Source organism: Niastella sp. sgz303648 (genome assembly GCF_059587045.1).
In genome coordinates, this window is the sequence record NZ_JCAPSW010000010.1 from 206,424 (window position 1) to 229,147 (window position 22,724).

20 protein-coding genes are annotated in these 22,724 nt (G+C 35.4%); 16 read left to right on the plus strand and 4 right to left on the minus strand.

The features are described 5' to 3' along the window. Positions 1-957 precede the first annotated feature (957 nt). Together AC59IL_RS26695 and AC59IL_RS26700 are read right to left on the minus strand one after the other, a co-directional pair. Positions 958-2,286, minus strand: coding sequence for a T9SS type A sorting domain-containing protein (locus AC59IL_RS26695; RefSeq protein WP_496555278.1), 1,329 nt, complete (start codon positions 2,284-2,286; stop codon positions 958-960). Between the two features lie 752 nt (positions 2,287-3,038). Next, positions 3,039-3,920 carry a helix-turn-helix transcriptional regulator gene (locus AC59IL_RS26700; protein ID WP_496555279.1) on the minus strand — a complete coding sequence of 294 codons (882 nt, stop codon included), beginning with the start codon at positions 3,918-3,920 and terminating at the stop codon, positions 3,039-3,041. Between the two features lie 170 nt (positions 3,921-4,090). Between AC59IL_RS26700 and AC59IL_RS26705 the strand changes: the two genes are divergently transcribed. The 4 genes from AC59IL_RS26705 to AC59IL_RS26720 all read left to right on the plus strand — a co-directional run bounded on the left by AC59IL_RS26705 (position 4,091) and on the right by AC59IL_RS26720 (position 6,098). After that, positions 4,091-4,879 (plus strand): PhzF family phenazine biosynthesis protein, encoded by a 789-nt coding sequence (locus AC59IL_RS26705; RefSeq protein WP_496555280.1) that lies wholly within the window; start codon positions 4,091-4,093, stop codon positions 4,877-4,879. 378 nt (positions 4,880-5,257) lie between these two features. Further along, positions 5,258-5,512, plus strand: coding sequence for a hypothetical protein (locus AC59IL_RS26710; RefSeq protein WP_496555281.1), 255 nt, complete (start codon positions 5,258-5,260; stop codon positions 5,510-5,512). A 23-nt stretch (positions 5,513-5,535) separates the two neighbouring features. Further along, positions 5,536-5,793 carry an ATP-dependent DNA ligase gene (locus AC59IL_RS26715; RefSeq protein ID WP_496555282.1) on the plus strand — a complete coding sequence of 86 codons (258 nt, stop codon included), beginning with the start codon at positions 5,536-5,538 and terminating at the stop codon, positions 5,791-5,793. Between the two features lie 65 nt (positions 5,794-5,858). Continuing rightward, positions 5,859-6,098 (plus strand): DNA ligase-like domain-containing protein, encoded by a 240-nt coding sequence (locus AC59IL_RS26720; RefSeq protein WP_496555283.1) that lies wholly within the window; start codon positions 5,859-5,861, stop codon positions 6,096-6,098. Here AC59IL_RS26720 and AC59IL_RS26725 read toward each other — a convergent pair whose 3' ends face one another. After that, on the minus strand, positions 6,099-6,380 hold the full coding sequence (locus AC59IL_RS26725) for a hypothetical protein (protein WP_496555284.1): 282 nt from the start codon (positions 6,378-6,380) through the stop codon (positions 6,099-6,101). Positions 6,381-7,078: 698 nt separating this feature from the next. On the opposite strand from AC59IL_RS26725, the gene AC59IL_RS26730 reads away from it, so the two are divergent. Further along, positions 7,079-7,675: an RNA polymerase sigma factor gene (locus tag AC59IL_RS26730; RefSeq protein WP_496555285.1), complete on the plus strand. Its 597-nt coding sequence runs from the start codon at positions 7,079-7,081 to the stop codon at positions 7,673-7,675. Between the two features lie 262 nt (positions 7,676-7,937). Here AC59IL_RS26730 and AC59IL_RS26735 read toward each other — a convergent pair whose 3' ends face one another. Further along, on the minus strand, positions 7,938-8,615 hold the full coding sequence (locus tag AC59IL_RS26735; RefSeq protein WP_496555286.1) for a hypothetical protein: 678 nt from the start codon (positions 8,613-8,615) through the stop codon (positions 7,938-7,940). A 438-nt stretch (positions 8,616-9,053) separates the two neighbouring features. On the opposite strand from AC59IL_RS26735, the gene AC59IL_RS26740 reads away from it, so the two are divergent. The 11 genes from AC59IL_RS26740 to AC59IL_RS26790 all read left to right on the plus strand — a co-directional run bounded on the left by AC59IL_RS26740 (position 9,054) and on the right by AC59IL_RS26790 (position 22,723). Next, positions 9,054-9,560 carry an RNA polymerase sigma factor gene (locus AC59IL_RS26740; protein WP_496555287.1) on the plus strand — a complete coding sequence of 169 codons (507 nt, stop codon included), beginning with the start codon at positions 9,054-9,056 and terminating at the stop codon, positions 9,558-9,560. A 750-nt stretch (positions 9,561-10,310) separates the two neighbouring features. Next, positions 10,311-11,225, plus strand: a complete 915-nt coding sequence (locus AC59IL_RS26745; protein ID WP_496555288.1) for a DUF4974 domain-containing protein — start codon at positions 10,311-10,313, stop codon at positions 11,223-11,225. A 208-nt stretch (positions 11,226-11,433) separates the two neighbouring features. Next, positions 11,434-11,802: a response regulator gene (locus tag AC59IL_RS26750; protein ID WP_496555289.1), complete on the plus strand. Its 369-nt coding sequence runs from the start codon at positions 11,434-11,436 to the stop codon at positions 11,800-11,802. A gap of 44 nt (positions 11,803-11,846) precedes the next feature. Beyond that, complete coding sequence (gene cas6 / locus AC59IL_RS26755) at positions 11,847-12,626, plus strand: CRISPR-associated endoribonuclease Cas6 (protein WP_496555290.1); 780 nt, start codon at positions 11,847-11,849, stop codon at positions 12,624-12,626. Beyond that, entirely contained in the window at positions 12,613-13,938 is a 1,326-nt protein-coding gene (locus tag AC59IL_RS26760; protein WP_496555291.1) for a hypothetical protein, read from the plus strand. Before cas6 ends, AC59IL_RS26760 begins: the two co-directional genes overlap by 14 nt. 19 nt (positions 13,939-13,957) lie before the next feature. Then, positions 13,958-15,112 (plus strand): type I-B CRISPR-associated protein Cas7/Cst2/DevR, encoded by a 1,155-nt coding sequence (gene cas7i, locus AC59IL_RS26765; protein ID WP_496555292.1) that lies wholly within the window; start codon positions 13,958-13,960, stop codon positions 15,110-15,112. Next, positions 15,109-15,816 (plus strand): CRISPR-associated protein Cas5, encoded by a 708-nt coding sequence (gene cas5 / locus AC59IL_RS26770; RefSeq protein WP_496555293.1) that lies wholly within the window; start codon positions 15,109-15,111, stop codon positions 15,814-15,816. The genes cas7i and cas5 overlap by 4 nt, the downstream gene beginning before the upstream one ends. 3,679 nt (positions 15,817-19,495) lie before the next feature. Then, on the plus strand, positions 19,496-20,143 hold the full coding sequence (locus AC59IL_RS26775; protein ID WP_496555294.1) for a hypothetical protein: 648 nt from the start codon (positions 19,496-19,498) through the stop codon (positions 20,141-20,143). 137 nt (positions 20,144-20,280) lie between these two features. After that, positions 20,281-20,883 carry a hypothetical protein gene (locus tag AC59IL_RS26780; protein ID WP_496555295.1) on the plus strand — a complete coding sequence of 201 codons (603 nt, stop codon included), beginning with the start codon at positions 20,281-20,283 and terminating at the stop codon, positions 20,881-20,883. Positions 20,884-20,977: 94 nt separating this feature from the next. Then, on the plus strand, positions 20,978-21,934 hold the full coding sequence (locus tag AC59IL_RS26785; protein ID WP_496555296.1) for a hypothetical protein: 957 nt from the start codon (positions 20,978-20,980) through the stop codon (positions 21,932-21,934). A gap of 420 nt (positions 21,935-22,354) precedes the next feature. Further along, entirely contained in the window at positions 22,355-22,723 is a 369-nt protein-coding gene (locus AC59IL_RS26790) for a helix-turn-helix domain-containing protein (RefSeq protein WP_496555297.1), read from the plus strand. The last annotated feature ends 1 nt before the right edge of the window (position 22,724 follow it).

The window sequence follows — 22,724 nt, forward strand, 5'->3', positions numbered from 1 at the left end:
GATCTGACTTAACTTTATCCTTAAGTTGAATAAAGGAAGCTGGCAAAACATTTAAAAAAGTATCTAATCCATAAACTTTATTGTAATTAATCTTATTAGCTAAGTTTCTTTTAAAATCTTTAATATACCTCTTTGGAATGCTATCAGGATGAATTGGGAAAATACTGTTAGCAACAGTAGTATCGATATTACCATGCTTGGCACTCAAAAGATTTTGCGAAAATCCCCGGAAGCTGGTAAAAACTAAGGACAAAATCATTATAATTAATCGATACACCACTTGCTTAACTGTTAAAGTGTTTGCAACCAATTATTTTTTGAAGACATAGATCAGTGGAATGAATAAATGTGCTTGACTAACATTTTTAAAGCATTTGTAAACAGGAAATAGAATCAGTTAATTTCATTCAACTAATTAGCACATTTATGACAAACTAAGTCAATTGTCAAATATTGACAACCTAATTACACATCGCAAATTCAATTGAAGAAAACGCGTTACATAATCAACTGTAGATATATTAATGAAGTATCAGGAAGAACAGTTAGTTACTTTACACAATAGACCTGAATAATAAAAAGCTGTAAAAGGAGAAATTCCAAAGCGAGTCGGTACAAATTTGCTACTCATAGCACAGGGTTTTGGTTCTTAATAAATGAATTAGTAGAATGCAAATAAAGATGTAAATCCAATCTAACAATAAACCTAAACAGAAGTTTTCGATTAACAATTTTATAGTGTAAAAACTGTTATGTATGTAAATCTATACCGTTTTATTTAAACAGTCAAAATGTGGTTACTATTTTGATTCAAGTCAAGTATTGATCAATGTTACCTACAGAAAAGCACTTAGCCTGAATATTATGTAAGAGTACTTTTGATCTTGTACAAAGTAAAAGGCTGCCTCAGTTTAATGAGACAGCCCTTTTTCATTCACTTCAAAATGCTGCTACGGCTTATTGTTTTAATACCGTTTTAGTGAACATATCCGAGCCGTTTCTGAAAATTACATGATACATTCCATTAGCTAATCCGCTCATGTCGATCGTAGAAATAACAGTGCTGGCAGGCACTCGAACTTCTTTTATATACTGGCCACTGGCATTTACGATTTGTATATGGCCTTCGTTAATTACTTTCGGATGCTGAATCAGCAGTCTGTTTTTAACCGGGTTGGGCGACAGCGAAATATTCAGGCTCAATTTGCTCTTCAGGCTTACGATGTAGCTGTATTTGAATGACCCATCAGATTCCATCATTTTCAATCTGTAATATGAGTAATCTGAACCCGATTGAACATCTGTGAAGCTATAGGTTTTTTGATTAGCGGCCGTTACTGAACCAATTGCATTGAAGGTTCTTCCATCAGCGCTTTTTTCTACTACATAGTTTGTTATACCGCTTTCTTCTGCAGTATTCCAAACCAGTTTAATATTCAATCCATCCTGTGCAGCATTAAAGCTGGTGATCTGAACTGGAAGTGTTGTTTGCGAAGGGGCCAGGTTGCTCCAGGCTGTGGCTGAATTAGCGCCCCAGGCTACACGAAATGCATCATAGCTTGCAATGGGCGATCCTGATCCGCTTTGTGAGATCTGCAATGCATCAATCGATGAACCATAGGCCTCTTCAGTTCCATTCAAATCCTGGGCGCCTGAGTTGCCAGTGGCAGCAGAAGTTGATGGTTCAGATGTAGTACTGGGGTTTACCCATAAGTAAGCATCGTCGTTACTGGTGCCACCGGTTGCTATATCATATCTTATTACAATAAGGTAGGTGTTATTAGGGTCGAAAAAATCAGTTGTATAAGCTGGAGTATTGGTAGCCCCTACCGAAACTCCAAAAGCCAGTTTGGTAGAACTACCATTTTTTTCTCCAATATAAAATCTCAGCGGGGTAGTGCCTGTAGTGGTATCGAGCAATGAAAGACTATATACGGCACTGCTCTTTTTTGCAGCACCAGACACTCTTACAACAAACGATACATAAATAGAAGCGTTTGAACCTGTAGTAATACCCGCAACGGTTGAAAAAGGCTTAAAGGGATCTTTTCCATTGGTTTGGGCAACCGAAATATATTCAGCGCCGCTGTTGTAGGTAGGACTGTATATGAGAAGCGGACTAGTATTGCTTACCTGTACATCGGTACCCGAACCGCTTTGCACCCATCCTCCTTTGGTACCGAGGTTACCGGTAGCATAACCGGTAAAATTTTCATTGATTACTAATTGTGCTTGTGAGGTGAGGGCAATAGCAGACACCATGAAGAAAGCGTAAATCTTTTTCATTTTCTTTTCGTTTTTGGGATGAAAAATAAAGGGGTTGGCCCGCAGAGGATTTGGACGGATTTGCTTTTCGTTAAATGCTTTTAGAAAAGGCTAATCAACGCGGTCTTCAAAAGGATGAATGAAAAAGGAAATATTTTTATAATAGTAGTTATGAAAAATGGTGTGGAGATTTTCGAAGGATTATCAGAAGTAAGCTGGGGTAAAAGTATATACAATAATTTCTATATGCAAGTGGGTGATTTATTTGTTGACAGAAATCAATTGTGAGCTAATTTTTTTCGTTTGAATATTCTATATATCAAGATGGCTGCGTCTTTTGGCTCACTCAACAAAGTATTTTTAATTAAAAACCAAGTTACAATACTGGTTATTACGCAATTTGATTTTGAAAAAATAAAAAAGGAGGGATAAGACTATCCCTCCGAGGTGTGGCATTTTCATGCCACAAACAAAAAGAATGTTAAATTATATAAACAATGTTGATCGAAATCAACATTTAATTATTTAGGTAATACAAACGTTATAACTACAAAATGTATCCCAAATTATACAGCCATAACAAACTTAATGTAAATATAATTATTATATTTCTTTAAATAAATCTTGAAATAAATTTCTTTGCTATTTGAACCACTTATTGAAATACTCGGGTAAACATCTACTTTGGTAAGTAAACCAATGCTAAGGAAAGAACATACAACTAGTTGACGCATGTTATTTTAAAACTAATGTTGATTTGGACGGTCAATTTATTATTTGGCCATAGAAGGAGATATACCACATTTTCTTTTAAATGCTTTGCTGAAAGTAGAAATGTCGGGAAATCCACAGGATACAGCAATTTCAGCAAGGTTCATGTTCCGGTTGGGCAATAACTCTTTTGCCAGTTGAATTTTTCGATCTAAAATATATTGGTATGGTGTAGTTTGAAAAGCTTGTTTAAAATTACGGAAGAAGAAATATTCAGACATCATCGAAAATCTTGCAATTTCTGCTATCTTCAGATCGGACAGGAAATAGCTATCCATATATTCTTTTGCTAACAACAATCTTTTCATGATTTCAATTCGTGTGGAATATTTGACTGTGTGCAGCCCATTTAACGCAGAACGAATTTCTATTTCCTGAAGTACAATTGCTTCGGCTATCTGAAGCATTCCTTCTTCATCTAAATTAATTGTACATCCCCTTCTAATTTTTTCTATTAAAAGATTTATTTTTCTCGAAAGGCATGTATTGGCCTTTATTGAATATGTATTCTCAAATAGAAGAAAGTTTTTTCCATTTGTCACATCCTTTTCCGGATCAGGTTTACTTGTTAATGTCGCATAAATGTCAGAGATAGTGCCAGGAGCAAGATGAATGCAAAATTGTATAACATCATTCTTTGAATCTACAACGCCGACACCATCCTGCTCTGGGTTGCTCAAAAGATAATAATTTTCCTTTACCTGGTAGGTTTTTTTATTGAACCTATATAAAGCCTGACCATTCACAACAGCCTTCAGGCTATAATATTGAAATGGGTTGTTGATTTGGGCGTTTGAAAGTACACAGGTCAAAGCACATGATTTGTCGATAGAAAGATTTATAACGCCATCTTTTCTTTTTGGCAAATGAGTGTATAAATTCATTGGCAATTGATAATTTATATGGATACAATTTTCCTTTGATCAGATCCCGGCGCCCATAGATTAATTAAAATCAGTTGTCAAATCCTGCTTTTTTGGATGGTTTACTTCAATACTCGATTTAGAATGATGCATCTTTTTCTACTTTAGCATAAATAAACAGAAACAAAATTATGGAAATTGAAATTTTCCAGGTAAACGCTTTTTGTAAAAACCTATTTTCAGGAAACCCAGCGGCTGTCTGCCCTATGGAAACGTGGCCGGATGATGCACTAATGCAACAAATTGCGACCGAAAAGAATCTTGCCGAAACGGCTTTTTTTGTCCCAGAAAATGGTCATTATAATATTCGATGGTTTACTCCATCTGTGGAAGTCGAACTCTGTGGTCACGCAACTTTAGCCGCAGCTCACGTCTTATTTCAGCACAAAGGTTTTGAAAATGACACAATTAAGTTTATCTCGCGAAGTGGCGAATTAAGAGTGAAAAAAAACAAAGATCATCTAACCCTCGATTTTCCAGTTGATGTATTGACCACGGTCAAGATCACTGAAGAAATGCATTCGTGGTTCTCTTCTTCACCATTAGAGGCTTACCGGGGTAAAACAGACTACCTGTTGGTTTTCTCTAGTGAAGCAGATATCATAAACATCAATGCCAACTTATCTGCGATTGAAAAACATAAAGAAGTAAGAGGTGTAATTGTCACTGCAAAGGGAGAATCAGCCGATTTTGTTTCACGTTTTTTCGCCCCTCAATCCGGCATTCTTGAAGACCACGTAACAGGATCAGCCCATACAAGTCTGACACCATACTGGTCCGCAATATTAGAAAAGAAGGAATTGGTGGCCCTCCAATTATCACCCAGGAAAGGCTTTCTGGCATGCAAAGACCTTGGCAGTAGGGTCGAGATTAGCGGAAAGGCAAAAACATTTATGGTGGGCCAATTATTCTTACCCTAGCGGTTTACATCGCAATTAATTCCTGGAAACTTATTTCATATAATTGAAATTCAAGTGAAGAATTATACCGGTAAAAACATACTCCCGATAGAAAAGAAGAAGAAGAAAAACTGCATAGCAATTTTCTGCATGCCGAATGCGAAGAGGTATTCCCAATTCAGTCCTGACCTGATTTTCAAATAAACCAGACTGATATGGAAACAAAGTATTGCGTAATTGCATAAACTGAACTTTATTTTTAATTGTAACTATAAGGAATTGAAACAGATAAAATTGATTTTTTAAAAGTATAAGTTGTCAGCGCCTGATCCCGGCAATTCATCCGGGATTTTTTTATTCAGGCAATTTTGATTAAATTATGAATGGGGGGAATGCAATATGGAAGTGTGGCAAGTTATACAAGAATCCCGGCAGGGCATTCACTTTGAAAAGAGATCTATTATCAACTATCTGCAGCTGCCGCAATCTGACTTTGACGAATTCTGCCAAACCTATCTTCACCTGCTACACTTCTACGATACCAATAAAAACAATTACGCTACAGATGAAAAAGATTTTGTTGATCAGCACACAGGAATGTTTTGGCAGATGAAGGAATTCGATCCGAAAAGCGACAAAGGAAGTATCGAATGAGAATGCCGAAAAACATACATCCCATGTTTGCCAGCGAAGCAGCCGAACACAAACCGGGCTGGGTATTTGAACTCATGCTACAAGGTTACAGATTCATCGCTTATAAGAATGGCCACCACGTCCATTTAAAAAACCGCAGCCTTAAAGATTACACAGGTCTATTCCCGCAAATAGTTTCGGCCTTTCAGCGGCTGCGATCTGAGGTTGTGCTCGATGGCGAAATCGTTTCCCTGAACGATGAAGGCATAAGCGATTTGAGGGCTGCGCCGGTGGCGGCCTGAGTCGGACACGCCATTGTATTTTGTTTGCCGCATTTGATCTGTTGTGGCGCAATGGCGCCGACTACATGAAGAAGCCCCTATATGTCAGAAAAAGTGTTCTACGAGGCGTTCTGCATCCGTCATCGATCGTTCTATACCATAACGAATTTCCATTGTTCGGTTCCGCGACACTTCGCCATGCGACTGAGCGAGGGGCGGCAGGGATAGTTTGTAAAGATGTTTATTCATTGTATGTGCCCGGGGCCAGGTCAAAGGATTGGGTAAAAGTACCAGTGCGGGCAGGTGTTCGAAGGCAAACGAAATGATTAAGGTTTCTTGCCGTGCTTTCTTATATATGCTATTTCAGCCAATATTTTCAACTGCTTTTGGGGGCATCCAATATGCTCAGCCATCCTGTTAATAATATCCTGGCTAAATATTTCGCTGCCTTTTATACTTTTCATCCTGTTATTGTTGATATGTAAATCCCGAGCAATAATGGTGTAGGGAAGGTATATGAAAATTTCTGAGAAGTTTTTTAAGGCGTTCTCCTTTAAAAGGAGTTTAACAGTAGTATACCGAGGGTCCTTATATTCGTGTTTCTCCACCGGCGCAAGGTAGCAATTTCAGATAGTTTACTTTTTCTTTTTTAGCTTCCTGTCCTCTACGATTTGATTGAAGTTCAACGTAATCATCGTTTTCTCATCTACTTGAAAGTATTTGGCAAACTCAAGAATTTCACTAAAAGTGAAAAGTGTGGTGTTATTAAAGTATTTGCTTAATCGGCTGTGATTTGTCTTACGGAAAGCAATTAAATCTGTGATCGGGTAATAATCCAATATTTCTCTTATAGTGGTTATATGCCCGCTCTCAATTAGACGTTTTACATTATTCTTGTCCTTTTCCGAAGCCATGGAGCAAAGAAACTTGTTCCTGTTTGAAAATTCCTTAAAAAAGTAATTCATCTGCTTGAAAAAGTATAAATATTACATATTAATGAAAGATATGTTCATATGTGTTAGATTATATTGTAGTTTTGTTATCATAGGATAAGGTTTAATGGTTATTGGTATTTGATTAGTGCGGCCTCTCCTGGTAGCAATTGGGAGAGGTTTTTTTAACATTTAAGACTGCTGCTAATAAAATCGTTGAATTTTGATAATAGGTTATAAAAAGCTAACTTGTAAAGTCTTTATATTCATTCGCTTTCATTCTGAAAGCAAATAAGGTGTGATATAGATGTAATGTCCCCATAACAGGGAAGATTAACTTCTTTCTCTGTTGCAACATTTATTAAACTTGTAAAATGGGAAAACAAACATCTGTTAACCAGGAACATGATTTTATGTCCCGATTTTCGGCGGGTGACGTACACGCTTTTAACGAGGTGTACAAAAAAATGCATCAACGTATTTACTTCTTTAGCAAAAATTTGGTAGGCGCCGACGAGGCTATTGACATTACCGCCAACTGCTTTTCGAAATTGTGGTTAATGCATACACAATTCAATACAAGGGGAAATATACAGGCCTTTCTTTTTATAACCGCCCGTAACAATTGCCTGAACTACCTGAACCATATTAAAGTAAGATCGCAAAAAGAAAACGAGATCAGTGAGCTTGCCAATGAAGAAATATTTATTAGAAATGCTGAAATAGAAGCTGATATTATTACCCGCATACGGGAAGAAGTAGAAAAACTACCCGAACAGCATAAAAAGATCCTCAAGCTGTCGTATTACGATGGCTACGCCAACCAGGAAATAGCTACCATGCTTGGCATGAGCGAAAAAACTGTACGTAACCTCAAATCGCTCGCCCTCAAATCATTAAAAACTATATTCATTGATAAGAATATGCAAATCAGCTTTATTGCCATTTTTTTGTCAAATTATTGTCAGTAGCTGATTTATACTACTATGTTTTCTGTTTATCGCCATATTAAGATTGTATTATTTTTTTTGAACATTTCGGGACAATTGAAAATCCTCGCCTGTTTCTATACATAGAAGAACTCAGCCAATTTAATGATGGATGACGGAGGAGTCTTAAAGAAAGAATGAAAACGTTAGCCTGAAACACAGTAAACGTTTTTTCAATTGCAATTTTTGAAATTACATAAGGAAATAGCCCTTAAGGGATTTAATTGGATAGGCTTGAAAATCGCTATTCCTTACCAGGGAGGGCAGCAATTTTTTGAAGGTAATTTTTGTATCGGTCCCATGATTTCAAGGGTTCTACATAGATGCAATCGCCATCACGCTCCTGGGCTAATGCAAGACAGGGCCTTCCCGCAGAGTTGTAGCTTGCCCACATGCTCCATAGAGGTTTATAGGTTTCTTCTAATAAAACTTCGATAGGACCATTTGCATGGGGAGGTAAGTCGACTTTGTATCCGGGCCTCATTGATTTTAAAAAGCCTTTCCAGAAAATGGACGCAAGTATCCAGTTATTATAGTCCATCCAAAATGAAAGGGTGATTCCTTTTGGAACTTTGCCAGGAATTTGTTTATTATAGGCGCGTTGATCAGCTTTCAGTATAAAACGTTTTTCACTGACAATATTCCAAATGGCTGACCCGTCAACGACCGCATATTGATCAAGTATTCGGCATATGTTTTTGATACAATATTCGAGGGGCGCTTCCAATTGTTGAGTGATGAGATGAGTTATATTTTCATCTTTATGACCTTTAAGATTAATTAATAAATCATTGAAGATGTCAACATAGTTTATCTGAGGAAATAAACACGTAAAGTCAAAGGGTAACTTATCCTTTCTTAGACGAAGCAATTGTTCAAACTTTACTTTTAGTGTGTTATAATCAATATTGGAATTGGTCATAGAATAAAGTTTTAAATACCAAAAGAGGTTTTATTAGTAGGGTACTAATGAAATACTGAGGACATCTCAAATTTAAATATTTGTTTTCAGTAAGCGTGTATAAATTACAGATTTATGGGTCAGTGAACATGTTAAATTCGAAAAAGCTGAAAATTACCCAACTACATAAACGAAAATAATCAGTTAATGTAAGTTGGATTTGTATTAAGCATTTTCTCTTACTGCTTCCCGTATCTGTGTCCCAATGTACATGCGCCAACATTCATTTTGACCATTAATGAATTAGCTAAATTAATATTACATTGCAGATTCCAACCAATCGCATGATCCCCTTTTACATTTACGGCTCCAGGCAGCATATGCCTGCGAATATTTTATGTAGATAATACACATATCTGGCTAGCGTTTTTTAGCACTAATTATTTAAACCTGTTGAACATGGAAAATGGTGACATGAAAACTTTTGAACAATTGTTCGATACCTATTATCGTAACCTTGTATTTGTGAGTAAATGTATTATAGATGATTCTCAATCCGCTGAAGATATTGTAATGGATATCTTCTTGAACCTGTGGGATCGTTACAAATATGATTTTTCAGAAATAAAGGATTTTAAATCCTACCTTTTTATTACAACCCGGAACGAATCTGTCCGATTTTTAGAAAGGAATAAGCGTTTGATAAAAGAGCAGGAGGAATACCTATATATAGCTATGGATACCAACACCCCAGAAATCAAAGAAATAAATTCTTGCAACCAAAATAAAATTTCTCAGGAAGTTGACAATCTCCCTCCCGGTTATAAAAAAATTGTCAGACTGTATTATTTTGAAAATTTAGGTTTATCAGAAATAGCCGGACAGCTCAAAATCCCGGTTGGTACAGTTAAAAGCCAAAAATTCTACGCAGTAAATCGTATGCGTAAAAGTATTAGCCTGTCTTGAATCGGCCCCAATCTCCAACTCTATAAAAATATTTCCTTCCCATAGAACCTTTTCGCCAAAATTGACTCTTTAATAGTAAAATATGATGCCCAAAATGTTCCTGGAACATGAACGTTGCTTGTATTGAGTTGGTCAAATAAATTTCTGTGAAGCTTTTATAGCTGATAGTATTATGGATTCGTGTGCCCGAATGTACGCACCGCAAACCTTGGACTTTAGTCTTTTGGCCCGGCCTTTCATCTTTCCGGGGATCAGGCAATTAAAAATATCACCTATGATAAATTTTTCTTTATATCAACCCTTGAACAACATACCGGCAGGCAAGCGTTTAGCTTGCTTGCCTTTTTCAATAATCCAGGCAATAACCGAGTAAGAGTTAAATAAGTAAAGGGTTAACGCCTTTTGGTACTTAATGAAAGAACGCCGCCCATAGATATATAGGACTGGTGCGCTGAACCAGTCCTTACGTTACTGTTTATCTGCTACAATGATCTCCTGTCCCCATCCAGCCATAGCAATATGGCTGGCTTTTTACTCATAGCGATCAAAGTAGTGATGGAGCACTATATAAATACAATGGACGGCATACGGCAGGTTTTATATCTACCTGGTATTTAGGCTTAATGGTATGAATTGAATACGTCTGGCAACATGTCACATAGTCGAACTACGGCCATATTATTGGACGAAGAATTTTAAAACGACAGAACAATCTAAATTCCATAACCAAAGAACAATGTAATGAGCGATATGAAAAGAAAACCTATTCCAGCAATTTTTTTTTCTACTTTATCTCTATTCACTGCTTGTATTAATTCCGACCAGGGCAACGGAAATACTATGGTTCCAAAATCAAAAGTTTCAACAGACAGTTTTTATCAAACTCCAAACGTATTTTGGTTAAAGACAGAGAACTTATATGTTAAGGCGAGCAAATTAATTTGGGGAGCTCCTCCCACTGCCGACTCTAGTGTGGCAGACCCGATAGAATATTCAGCGGATAACAGTTCGAAAGAAACGGCTTATATCTTAAATGCAGATGTGGGGGAGCAATATAAAATTCCAATTCAGGACAAATTAATTTGGGTTAACTCGGTCTCTTCACTCAGCTTAATTTACAAACAGCATAAACTTCAACGTTTTGATTTTTATGGAGAAGGTTCTTTCTCTGCAACCAAAGATTCTTTATTCGTAAGGTTGACTGCTGACAGTTTGCGGATTGCAGGAAAAGCTGGAACTGAAGTGCACGTTCGCGATTATTTAGATGAGCAGTTTATCGTCATATCGCTTATTAGTGGGGCAGCAAGGATAAGCAATTATTATAAAGGACACCTTATAAAAGAAGCGTTAGGTAAGCCAGGCGACCAGTTACAGATTGACAGAAGAAGTCTGGGCGTAAGAAAAATAAATGAGAATGTTCATAATCTACCCAGTTGGAATAACTCAGATCACTTTCGTTTTTGCAATGCAGATATAAATACGGTCTTTGGTACACTCAAACGGTGGTATAAGATTTCTGTTTTCTATGACGGACCTAAACCCTCATTTTCATTTGAAGGAGCGACTTCATATAAATTGCCAATAGACGGTATTTTTGAATTATTAGATGCAAATGGCATCAAATGCAGACGCAAGGGTGATTCTGTATGGGTTTCAGAAAAATAAAATTATTAGAATAATAGTTATTGCGCATAATGTTTTTTTGAGTTACAAGCCCCAAATTTCTGGCCCCAGTACACGCAACTGCTGTGCTCGTTTTTAAGGGGCTGGAAATTGGGTTTTAGGAAATAAGTATAATATACAATAAATCAAATTATGCTGTTCAACGTTTAATTGTTGTGTTGGGATTGATTTGATAAATATAACCGACGTTATGGTGAAAAGAATAAAGATTGCACTAGCTGACGATCACGAAGGTGTGCGCAAATCATTAAAGGATCTTTTAGAAACAAATGGGTTTAAAGTCATAATTCAAGCTGGTAATGGACAAAACTTGCTTGACCAGTTAAATGATTCTAAGATAATACCTCATGTCTGTATCCTTGACGTGAATATGCCTGGAATGAATGGGTTTGATACTGCAACGGCTTTGAAGAAACTCTGGGGGACAATTAAGATAATTAGTTTTTCAACTGATTTCCTCAGCAGGGAGAAGATGCCTTTCTTTCGAAAGACTGCCGCCCTGAAGATCTTTTTCAAGCAATCGAAGGTCTTGTTTAAGAGATTACAGAACAGTATTTAAGAAAATAATTATAGAATCTAAGGCTGGTCAAAATTAATACATCAATGGTTTTAGATTTAACTCTTCGCCTTGTAAGTGGTACACATTTGCCACTTAATTATCATTATGCCATCTTATCGATGATCTACCGCGTTATACAAAGAAATGATAGCGATTTTTCCAAGCAGTTGCATAATCAAACTAAAGGATATAAATATTTTACCTTTTCTGAAATTGACATTCTTCATGTTAGGGAGTCTAACTCATTAAAGCTTTTATCAAAGGAGGGCCGGTTAAGAATTTGCTTTCTAATACCAGGCACAGGAGAAAAATTTGTAGGTGGCCTAATTTCAAAAGAATCGATTGACATTGCTGGTGATAATTATGGGGTTACTTTCCAGGTAGTACAAATCAACAATGTGCAGCATCCAATACTTTACTCCAAAAAAGAAATCATTTCTGTTACATTGGAGCCTCTTTCACCAATAGCCGCTATTAGAAAGATTAACGGAAAATTTATTGTCAGTAATCCTTATGACAAAGATTACCATGATTGGTTATTGTTTTCGTTATTGAATAGGTTTAAGCATTACCATGGAATTGACGACTACCTGATGCTTCATATAGAGAATGAAACTTTATTAAGAGTATATTGGCCGTCAGGTCCTCCAGTACCAAAATATATCAAATCAAATGAAGCTACCCATGTGGGTTACAAAAATATATTAATAGATATATCAGCTCCAAAGGGAATAGTAGAACTGGCGTTAAAGTCAGGAGTTGGCATGAAAACAACAATGGGCTTTGGGTGCGTAAAAATTTGTAAAGAATATGATCAAAGATAATATAGACAGAGAACTTTTAACGCATTTCGTTGGTGATCCATTCGCAGATGTTGGTGGTTTTGTGATCAATTATCTATACGAGCAACCACAATTTAAAAACAGAATGATTATTGAAATTATCGAATGGCTCGCAGAAATATATATAAATCAGTGGGGGGGCAAGCTGCATCAGTTCTTTTTAAACTCAACTATAACTCAGGGCCAATTCGATGACAAGAGAAAAATGGAGGAAACTATCAAGTATTTTACATCCTTAGTAGAAGGCAACGCACCTCATAAGGTTGGTTTTTGTTGTTTGACAGGCAGAAAAACTAAGGTTTTCTATGCTGGGAGATATAACACCATTTTAACTGGATCAAGTACGTTTGCAAATTTTCATTCCTCGTTACAGAATGGCCTTTTTTTCAGTAAAGAAATATTGATTCGCATGTTCTTCGTACCGTTTGGCGTACACAGGCTTGCTGATAAAATTTGCATACTCTATTCAAACAACATTTTGCTTTTAAAGCAATTTGTTGAACAAAATTGCTTTAAAAACATACAGTTAGTCAATAATAATGAAGCGAAAGGAACATTAAAATCCGTTTTTAATAATCCGGCTACCGCTCTTTTCGGATTTATAGATAACCTCCGGGAAATTATGTCTGATAGAACAGAGCTACATTTATATCATTGGACTAATATGGGCCAAAGTCCATCAATAATGCGCTATTCAATAGGTAATGATGTTTTCTCATTTTATAATTACTGTCAAAAGAATTATTCCGAAGAGTGGCAAAGGTTTATTATCGCCAATGTAGATCCTGGCAATCTAAAAAAGTATTTTTTTGATGAAACCGATAACAAATGGAAATATGTAAAAAACCGTGAAGAGATAACCTTTGAAGAGTATGCAAGATTCAGGAACTTGATACTACATTCCTTGTTGCATAATAAATCAATAATGTCATTTTTTATTAACTATTGTTCAGAACATACTTTCCCACTTGATATTGCAAAAACGTACGCGACTAAATTAAAATTAATGCGAAAGGAATCAGTAGAAAAGATCATCCAACTATCATCCTTTATTGTATCAAAAGGTGAAAACTATGTGCAAAAAGCATTGCATGATTTGAATGCTGCTGTTAACTCAAACGAGCTAAGGCAATATATTTTAAAGGTAAGTAGGTATAATGATGAAAATGGTAAATCCCCGGTGTCAGTATATGATGTCGCAGAGCATTTTTTCCCACACAATCCTACGCCTGGTTATTGGAAAGAGGTTAGAGATTTCCTTGTTTTAGGCATTTACAATGAAAAACAATCCTAATCACTCAAATAAAAAAACAATGAAAATTCAGGGTCTGTTCTTAGTTGACGTTGATGCAGCGGCTTTAAATAATGCCGGAAAGGATCAACGATCAAATAATGAAAATGCTACTGCCACAAAAAGTATATATAAAGGGCGCCAGCGCTATATTTATATTTCAGGTCAGGCATTTGGAAACTGGTGGAGAAAGACATTGCAATCTGATTTTGCTTGGGAATTATCACCAATATTAACCGATGAAAAAATTTCATTTACAAATGCAAATCCATTTAAGTATCCGGATGACGATGTTTTTGGGTACATGAAAGCAAGTAAAGAAAAGGTATTTGACAGTGAAGGCGAAGTAAAGACTGACAGTAAAGGGAATGAAAAGACGCAAAATGCTACAGTTACCCGCGTTGCGCCTTTAAAAAAATCTGTCTTAATTTCTGTGATACCGACAACTACTGCGAGAAACTTTTCCGTTATGGCTCGACATGATGGCGATCCGATGCCTTATGTAAAAGAAGAGTACAGTGGTATATTTAAAGGACAATTTTCACTAGACACTTTTTGGGTTGGTAGATTTTCATCATATAATAGAAGTGGGTATAAAAATATAACACAAAGCCAGTATGAACTTTACATTAAAAATGGATGTACTGAAATTCTTGACCCATTTGTATTCGACAGTAAGGGAAACCAGCAAAAGTTAGCTTCTTTATCAAAAGAAGTCAGAGTAAAAAGAATTACCGATACTATTAGGGCTTTGCAGGTCTTAAATGGGGGAGCAATGCAGACTAATAATATGGCGGATGTCACACCTAAATTTATTATACTGGCAATAACAAAATCCGGCAATCATCCTTTTGGAAATATTATGACGGAAAGTAATTCATATTCCCAAAATGAAGAGACTGACCCCAAAGGGGCGGCTAATGAAAAAATCGAAAATAATTTTCCTAAATATAAATTGCAACTAAATGTACCTGCTTTAATAGAAGTGTTGCAAGATTATAAAGATCAATTTATAGGGACCGTTTATATTGGTGTTCGCCAAGGTTATTTTGATAATTATAAAACCGAATTGACAAACCTCCAAAACACTGATGCTGCCATCCCCCCTGTCGTTGTTGGATCAATCGGTGACGCTATTAATAAATTTTGTACTCATATTGAAAAGATCATTGAATGACAGATATAGAAGTGTATTCTATTGACATTACCAGTTGGACGGCCAGCTTCCGCTACTCACGTATTATAAGCGGACTTCATCTAACACTTGAAGTACCTCCTATCAGTACAATAATGGGATTGATAAATGCTGCAGCTGGAAAATATATTGAATTCGATAAAATAACATTGGGGTATTATTTTGAATATGCTGGCAGAGGTACTGATTTGGAACAGATATACATGCGGGAGTTTAAATCGGGAAAGCTAACAAATAATACTAAAATGAATGTACAGGATAGAGAGATATTGTTTGATATCTTTTTACGTTTATATTTAGTAGATGAAAAACTGGCTGCTTATTTTGAAGATCCTGTATTTCCATTATTATTAGGTCGTAGTGGCGATTTGGTAACGGTTGGAAAGATTCAGAAAAAAGTATTACCCAGAATTGAAAAGGCTGAAAAGATAAGAGGGCAGGTTATACCTTTTTCTAATAACAACTTACCTGGGGTTGTTTATGCGGCACATCAATACTTTACCAATACAATTCCAAAAGAGTATCTGGGAGCATCACCTTATAGTTTTATAAATCACGAAAATGAAGTACCCGGAAATATTGTTTGTTATCGTGACAAAATAGGAAATCGCGATACTGACATATATTTACATGAAGTTAATTGGAATAAAATATTTAGGTTCGACGATTTAGCCGATAGGTATTAAAAGTGTCCAGTCCGCACCACCACTGAGCCTTAGGTAATTAAATTTTCGCTATGTTGTGGTTCTTAGTTGCAGAGAAATAGGTATTAAATAATTTCGCAAAGTTTTTGGAGGTACCGATAAGTATTTAAAAATCCAAATGACTGAGAAGTTTGACCACATTAGGTATTTAAAAGGTAATCACGGAGAGGTAGTCAGACGATCTGTCTGTATCTGATTATTAATAGGTATTAAAATAATTTTTACAGCACCATTTCGGATAGATCTTTAGAAAAGTCCAGCAAGCGTTAAAAAGATAACAACGAATATTGGCGAATCTTATAAAGAAAGCCAACAGGCATTAAAAACGGACATAGGTGTAATAGTTCTTTGACCGACAGGTGACTTCGCAGACATTAAAAGGTGAATCGCTTTATATTAAAAATCCTCTCTCCAAAAGGCACTAATTGGACATTTGAAACATTCCTGGTATTTAAAGAACTTGCTGAAATATTAACACATTGTTATCTGACACCTTAGTATAGCAAAAAAAAATTCAAAAAAAAGTAAACAAAGGTGCCTGGTATTTTAAAGTCATCACCAGTAGTAAATGACAATGCAGGAAGCTAATAGGAATTAAATTTTTTTTTAATTCTTTCGAGTTGAAGTAGCTTAACACTCCCCATGTATTAAAAAAAGACTTTGTGACACATAGTTTTTTAAATCTAAGTATATCATGCATTAAAAACTAAAAGGTAAAAGTGTTTAATAAGCATATACTACAAAGTTCAACAGACATTCAAAGGTTGAAGTAATTCATACAGGCTACAGGCTTTTCACATTTACACAAGGAATAATTTGAACACATCGTAAAATGATTGCTTATAGGCATTAATATTAAGTAAACAAAAAACTTTTTACAGGTATTAAAATGACTTGAATAGTCATCTATTGGTTTTTAAAGAAGAAATCCCGCAAATAGCGCTATCAAAAATGGAAACAATGCTAATAGGCATTTTAAATTAATACCATTTAGCCAACAAAATGATGATGATGCTTAAACTTCAGGTATTTAAAGAACTTGCTGAAACTATTTAACATTACTACCATCTGGTATTGAAAACGTTGCAAGAAAGGAAATAAAACTACCCAACCCAAGCAGATGCGTAGTAATCTTACAGAACACTAACAGGCATTAAAACATGAATCCAGTAATAAGAACCCACTGGTAAAGGAAGGCACTGCAGGCATTAAAAGATGAATTTTGAGATAATAGGTTCATGTATTAAAATTCAATCAATCCCGTTGCAGGAATCTAAATTGAAAACATCCACCAGGTATTAAAAATCCTCAGGGGGTCATTGGAAGGTTTTAAAAGCAATAGCTATTAAAAAAGGTGGCGTGCAGGATGAACAGTAAAAGAAGAAAACTCAGATATTTAAAATGACTTTTGTTACTGCTACATTTCTATCAATTAGGTATTAAAAAAATGGATAAATACTACATGATCGAATGACCGAAATTATTTCCACCATTCTTTTAAAAAAGCCAATAGGCAGTTAAAATAATTGTAGGTTAAAGTCTTTTTTAGGTAAGTAATTAGGGAAACATCAGGTATTAAAATTGCAGTGGGAATTTGTCAACGATTATCTCAAAATCATTAGGCATTGAAATTTAAATGGAAAATTGTGAAGGATTATCTGAAATTATTAGGCATTTAAAGACCGATTAGGCCGATAATATGTTCAATAAGGAGCACGTATTAATACGAACGCTTTTTGTTATGTAGCTAACGAAAGCTAAAAAGATCGGATGAACTCACCACATATTAAAAAGAGGACGGCGTCTTACCGAAAAATATAAGAATCCGTAGGTATTAAAAAGGCATTGTAGTTATGCTATTAAATTTTAGTCTGTATTAAAACTAATACAGGAAGACGGCAAAATTGTTCGCTTATTACAGGCATTTAAAGAATATTGAATGTTGGAATGATTTCAGGAAGCTAATCAGGTATTGAAAATAGACATGTGAACTGCGTTGGGAACAGTGAATATTTTTGAATCTACCAGGCATTAAAAATTCTGACGTTACCAGTATCAAATGGATGTAATAATTATTAAAATGAACTAATCAGGCATTAAAATTGGGCGCCATCGCAACTTCTCATCAACATTTGTTTACAGCAGTACATGCATTCAGGTATTAAAAGTGATATACAAGATTGGCTTTGGGAGCTGACCCGATACTTTAGTCAGGTATCCGGCAAAAGAAAACAGGTATTCAAAATTTAGTCTATTCGCTGGATAAGGCAAAACAGGAATTTAAAAAAACATAAAGGGTCGTAAAGTTTAAAGCCAACGCTCGATAAAGTGTTTAAATTTAAAACATGTTAATATAACGGCGTTGTGTTTACGTTTACAGAGTAGGAAAGGATTATTGGGAAGCAAACAGGCATTAAAAGATTCCGTCCTCTCTCCTTATCAGATAATAGAGCCAACAGGTAGTTGGTCGTCCTGTAAGTATAGGCATTAAAAATGGGATCAACACCTTATTGACAGATTTTCCGAAAGAAATTAAAAAAAATGGTTTTACAGGCATTTAAATTTTAATCGGTATTTAAGAAAATAAAAATGGCATGTAGAATATCAACTAACAGGCATTAAAACTATTTCAGCACCTGGGAGGGGCAACGGGCTTAAAACGCATGCTACGCTATTAAAAAGGAAGCTCATCAGGCATTAAAAGGTTTTGAGTCTTTTCAGGTATCAAAATGGAAAACGATTAATTATGGATTTCAAACAGGTATTAAAAAACACTGATTATTGCAGGTAAATTCCGCCATCAGATAAAACCTATAGGTATTAAAAATTCAGGCGTTACCAGTATCAAATGGATGTAATAATTATTAAAAAAGGAGCTAATCAGGCATTAAAATATGATAAGACAACAGGTATTTAAAATACTTATCTAATCGCTTTATTGGCGTTATGGCATCAGGTATTAAAAATATGGCATCAGGTAATAAAGCTGGATTAGTATCCATTCTTACAGGCATTAAAAATTAATATCCATCCTCTGGTGTTTAAAATTAATCAGATAAATTCCAGCGATCACATGTATTTGGCAGCATGATAACAGGTACTTAAGCTATGAAGATATATTCAACCATATCCTGAAACTAACAGGTATTACAATTAAGAACATAGTATTACACCTGAAACCTATACTTAATGGCACTATTGAGATTCCCAGGAAAAGCAAAGACCAGCAAACAAGAGATATTCGAGATACTTTAAAAAATACAACCGGCGAGTGGAATTAAGCGAAAAAGAGAACGGCCCTCCGAAGATGCAGATTTGCTTCGAATCTGGGATTCTATGAAAAATAATTTTCCGGAAAAGTTTGTGAATACACCAGAACATCTTAGTCTTTTCATTCTGAGGCAGGTGTTATTTACATGGTTTAACCCAATATGGACTTAAAATCATTAACCTGATTGTATTTGGGTATAAAGCAATTATAATATTACAGATCGTAGTAAAATGTTCTATTTACATTTTAATTATTCTTATTTTAATTGGCATAATTATTAAGCTGCATGAAGAAAATCATATGAATTTTTAACAACCTTACTAAAAAAAACTATGGTTGTGCAATGGAAACAATATTCTCAGTAAGCAATATTTTAAAAGGCCACTAATCATGAACAACATACACCCTTACGAAAAGAATTTAATGGAGGAATATCAAAAAGGATCGGATGAAGCACACCAGGAAATTTGTAGGTTGTTCAAAGTCCCAGCTGATTTGATTGTTTCTTATATCCGTCACAGAGACAAATCTAAATCGGAGGCCGAGTGGAACGAAATAAGTCTGTCTTTTTTTAGTGAAATAGAGAATCGGCTAAAAATTTATTTTGATTCTTACCAAAATCTTTCTGAAATCCGCTGCCAATACTCTTATAATTTAAATTTCTTTCTAAACACAGTTTCGAAAGAAGGTATTCTAAATGTAGCCAGGCATTTAATCGAATCATTCAATTCAATATATTCCATAATTGAATTGTTGCCGTCGGAAGAACGGGTCTGTGTTCGCTTCAGACTGTCAACCTTTTCAGTTAGAGAAGCTGCAAAAAAACTGGCTATGGATGATCCACAATTTGTGGGTACGGAGATTAAGGCAACACATAAACTGAGAAACAACATCTCCTCAAAGAGCCTTAAAAACGCTTTCAATTTATTCCTGAAGCACAGAGTAATTGTCGAAATAGCAGAAGAGAAACTCTTGCAGTTAGATCCTTTTTTAATAGAATTGGATCAATATGCAAAGAAGGTTTTGCAAAGTACCTAAAAATCAATTTTAGTAATAGGTGCGTCCATTACAAAATTTTAAGATTGTTCCTTTTTAGTCTTAACAGCAACAACAAAATAATCTTTTCAAAATTTTTTAATTAAATGAACGACATAAATCAATACCAGAAAAAATTATTGCTTAACTATAAAGCCGGATCGCCAGAAGCAAGAGCAGAAATTATCCAACTATATAAAATACCGGTAAAATTCATTGTGCATTTGTTTTATCAGGTCGTCAGCACCTACCCCTCTGAGGAATTACAAAAAAAAGTGGATGCGTTTTTTGTGGAGATTGAAAACAGGTTAGAAAAAAACTGTTCGGAGTTGACCGACTTCAGGCAAATCAGGCTGGAATTTATAAACCAATTGAAATATGTGATTGAAACAATGAATAAGAGTAATAAAGAATTTTGTGAAAAAATTCTTGAAGCCTATATCTCTTTGAATGAAATGATTGAAGGTTTACCGTTAGAGCAACAAATGATTATCTTCTTCTTTCATTCGCCTTTCACTTTTCAGGAGGTAGCAAAAAAATTGAATCTGAACGAGATAAGCCTTTGTGAAATTCGTTATAATGCAGAAAACAATTTGCATAATGATCTTACTGAACTTCAAAAACATTTATTTAACTACTTCCTGCAATATCGAAATAAAGAAATTGGGCCAAAGGCCAAAAAACTTGAATTAACATTGTTGAAAAAAGGTCTTAGAAACTATGCGCATTATACGCTTAAATAAAATTTACGCTTAATCACTCCCGGCTAGAGTATCAATTCAACTTTAAACTAATGTCCTCCAATCTTGAAAACCAGTATTACACCCATTCTTCTCAATGATCCGGAAAACAATAACATTTCAGGCCGCTGTAAAAAACAATGAACACGAATACGAGATTACTTACCGCCGTAAACTCTTTTATTACAACCCATTTTTAAGAGAAGTTGAATTCCCATCAAATGTCAAGTCAAAAACCTATCGTCTTGGCAAGCTATACTCTCTGCCGGTAAGTCAATTAAATGACCTGGGTATTGGGAAAGAGGATGTTTTGCACATAATCAGTTTCCTGGCCGATCTTCCCATGATCTCACATAACGACAGGAAGCAGAGTTCAGTGCCAGAACCAACAATAATAAAAAAAACGTTACGTCTCAAAGTTCCTCAAGCAACTTCACAAATAGGGAACCTTCCATCACCGGTAAAAAATCAAACAGAAAGAAAACTAAGACAGCGCCGGCGGTGCAAAAGTGATGGCAAGATTTATTATACGGAAAATGAAAACATCCAATTTACCAAACCAGAGGTCCGAACGGAGTATGACAACAAAAAAGGCAGGAACATCCTATATATATATTTTACTTACTCAAGAAATGCCTTATTGGTTCCGTTTAAAGCGCCACTTCAAATAATTAACTCGATTGGTGATCTTGAAAAAAGAATCATAAACGCCGAAATACTATGCAATGAAATGTTTCGACACTTGACCTCTGGGGTACTACCGGAAAAACTCATCGATTTTGGAAAAAATTACAGCAGTTTACAGGCCACTCACAAAGCCTATTTCGACCTAAAATATCCAATTCCTTTATTAAAACAGCTTTCTGAAATGTCTGTAGAAGCCAGTTTGATTACCCTTTTCTTTAGCAAGCCGCCTTCCGGATATAAAAAATGGTCACTTAGATTACTGGCCATGCAAATGGATAAGCTATATTCCTATAAAATTTATTACGCTACCATAAAAGAAATTTTCAATAAACACAATGCACAATTGATCCCCAAAAAGGATGGATGATTATTAACTGTTCAAACTGGTGAAGATATTTTGAAAGCTATAATTGCTAAACCCATTTTGTTTATCCTTGCCCTTTATAGCTGGTAAACTCATCAACTCCTGTTTTCCAAAAAAAGATAGCTCCGTGGCCCCGAAAATACCGTTATTTAAGTTGGGATATTTCTTAATGTTATAAATAATAACTTTGTTTATGTGTTATGCTATCAGATACTTTGTATTAAGCAATACATGAAATCACCTATCCACCACCTTTATTCTAATCCGATTTTTTTTTGAAACTTTGTTTTTATTTCAGAATTTCGTTACATCTAAGCAACTCTCCCCAATAAAACTTACTGGTAGCTACTCTGTGAAAACTAATATTGCGGAACTATACCTCCTGTAATAGGTAACTTTATTTCATAATTAAACCTTATTTCTATGGCAAAGTTGATACCGCTAAGGGAAGCAGATCGAAACAGCCTGCTTGAGATTCACCAACTTATCACTAATGATTCTGCTAAACATTTCACAATTGCCAGCCTGGCCGCTGACGCATGCATTGATAGAACAAAACTAAAATATGGATTCAAACAGCTTTTTGGCCAAGGCGTTTACGAATACCGGTTACAGCTAAATATGGAAAAAGCAAAATCCCTCTTGCTCGAAAAGGACAAGGACATTAAACTGATTGCTCTGCTCACAGGTTACAAGAGAAAAAGCAGTTTCACTAAGGCGTTCAAAAAAAAGCACGGGCTGTCTCCATTAAAATGGAGAAATCTTAATGTAAATGACAAGGGTGTTTCCTGAC

Bases quoted from the DNA above. Each gene is read 5' to 3' on its own strand.
- AC59IL_RS26695 (WP_496555278.1), bottom strand. From the start codon at position 2,286: ATGAAAAAGATTTACGCTTTCTTCATGGTGTCTGCTATTGCCCTCACC.
- AC59IL_RS26700 (WP_496555279.1), bottom strand. From the start codon at position 3,920: ATGAATTTATACACTCATTTGCCAAAAAGAAAAGATGGCGTTATAAAT.
- AC59IL_RS26705 (WP_496555280.1), top strand. From the start codon at position 4,091: ATGGAAATTGAAATTTTCCAGGTAAACGCTTTTTGTAAAAACCTATTT.
- AC59IL_RS26710 (WP_496555281.1), top strand. From the start codon at position 5,258: ATGGAAGTGTGGCAAGTTATACAAGAATCCCGGCAGGGCATTCACTTT.
- AC59IL_RS26715 (WP_496555282.1), top strand. From the start codon at position 5,536: ATGTTTGCCAGCGAAGCAGCCGAACACAAACCGGGCTGGGTATTTGAA.
- AC59IL_RS26720 (WP_496555283.1), top strand. From the start codon at position 5,859: ATGAAGAAGCCCCTATATGTCAGAAAAAGTGTTCTACGAGGCGTTCTG.
- AC59IL_RS26730 (WP_496555285.1), top strand. From the start codon at position 7,079: ATGGGAAAACAAACATCTGTTAACCAGGAACATGATTTTATGTCCCGA.
- AC59IL_RS26735 (WP_496555286.1), bottom strand. From the start codon at position 8,615: ATGACCAATTCCAATATTGATTATAACACACTAAAAGTAAAGTTTGAA.
- AC59IL_RS26740 (WP_496555287.1), top strand. From the start codon at position 9,054: ATGGAAAATGGTGACATGAAAACTTTTGAACAATTGTTCGATACCTAT.
- AC59IL_RS26745 (WP_496555288.1), top strand. From the start codon at position 10,311: ATGAAAAGAAAACCTATTCCAGCAATTTTTTTTTCTACTTTATCTCTA.
- AC59IL_RS26750 (WP_496555289.1), top strand. From the start codon at position 11,434: ATGGTGAAAAGAATAAAGATTGCACTAGCTGACGATCACGAAGGTGTG.
- cas6 (WP_496555290.1), top strand. From the start codon at position 11,847: ATGGTTTTAGATTTAACTCTTCGCCTTGTAAGTGGTACACATTTGCCA.
- AC59IL_RS26760 (WP_496555291.1), top strand. From the start codon at position 12,613: ATGATCAAAGATAATATAGACAGAGAACTTTTAACGCATTTCGTTGGT.
- cas7i (WP_496555292.1), top strand. From the start codon at position 13,958: ATGAAAATTCAGGGTCTGTTCTTAGTTGACGTTGATGCAGCGGCTTTA.
- cas5 (WP_496555293.1), top strand. From the start codon at position 15,109: ATGACAGATATAGAAGTGTATTCTATTGACATTACCAGTTGGACGGCC.
- AC59IL_RS26775 (WP_496555294.1), top strand. From the start codon at position 19,496: ATGAACAACATACACCCTTACGAAAAGAATTTAATGGAGGAATATCAA.
- AC59IL_RS26785 (WP_496555296.1), top strand. From the start codon at position 20,978: ATGATCCGGAAAACAATAACATTTCAGGCCGCTGTAAAAAACAATGAA.
- AC59IL_RS26790 (WP_496555297.1), top strand. From the start codon at position 22,355: ATGGCAAAGTTGATACCGCTAAGGGAAGCAGATCGAAACAGCCTGCTT.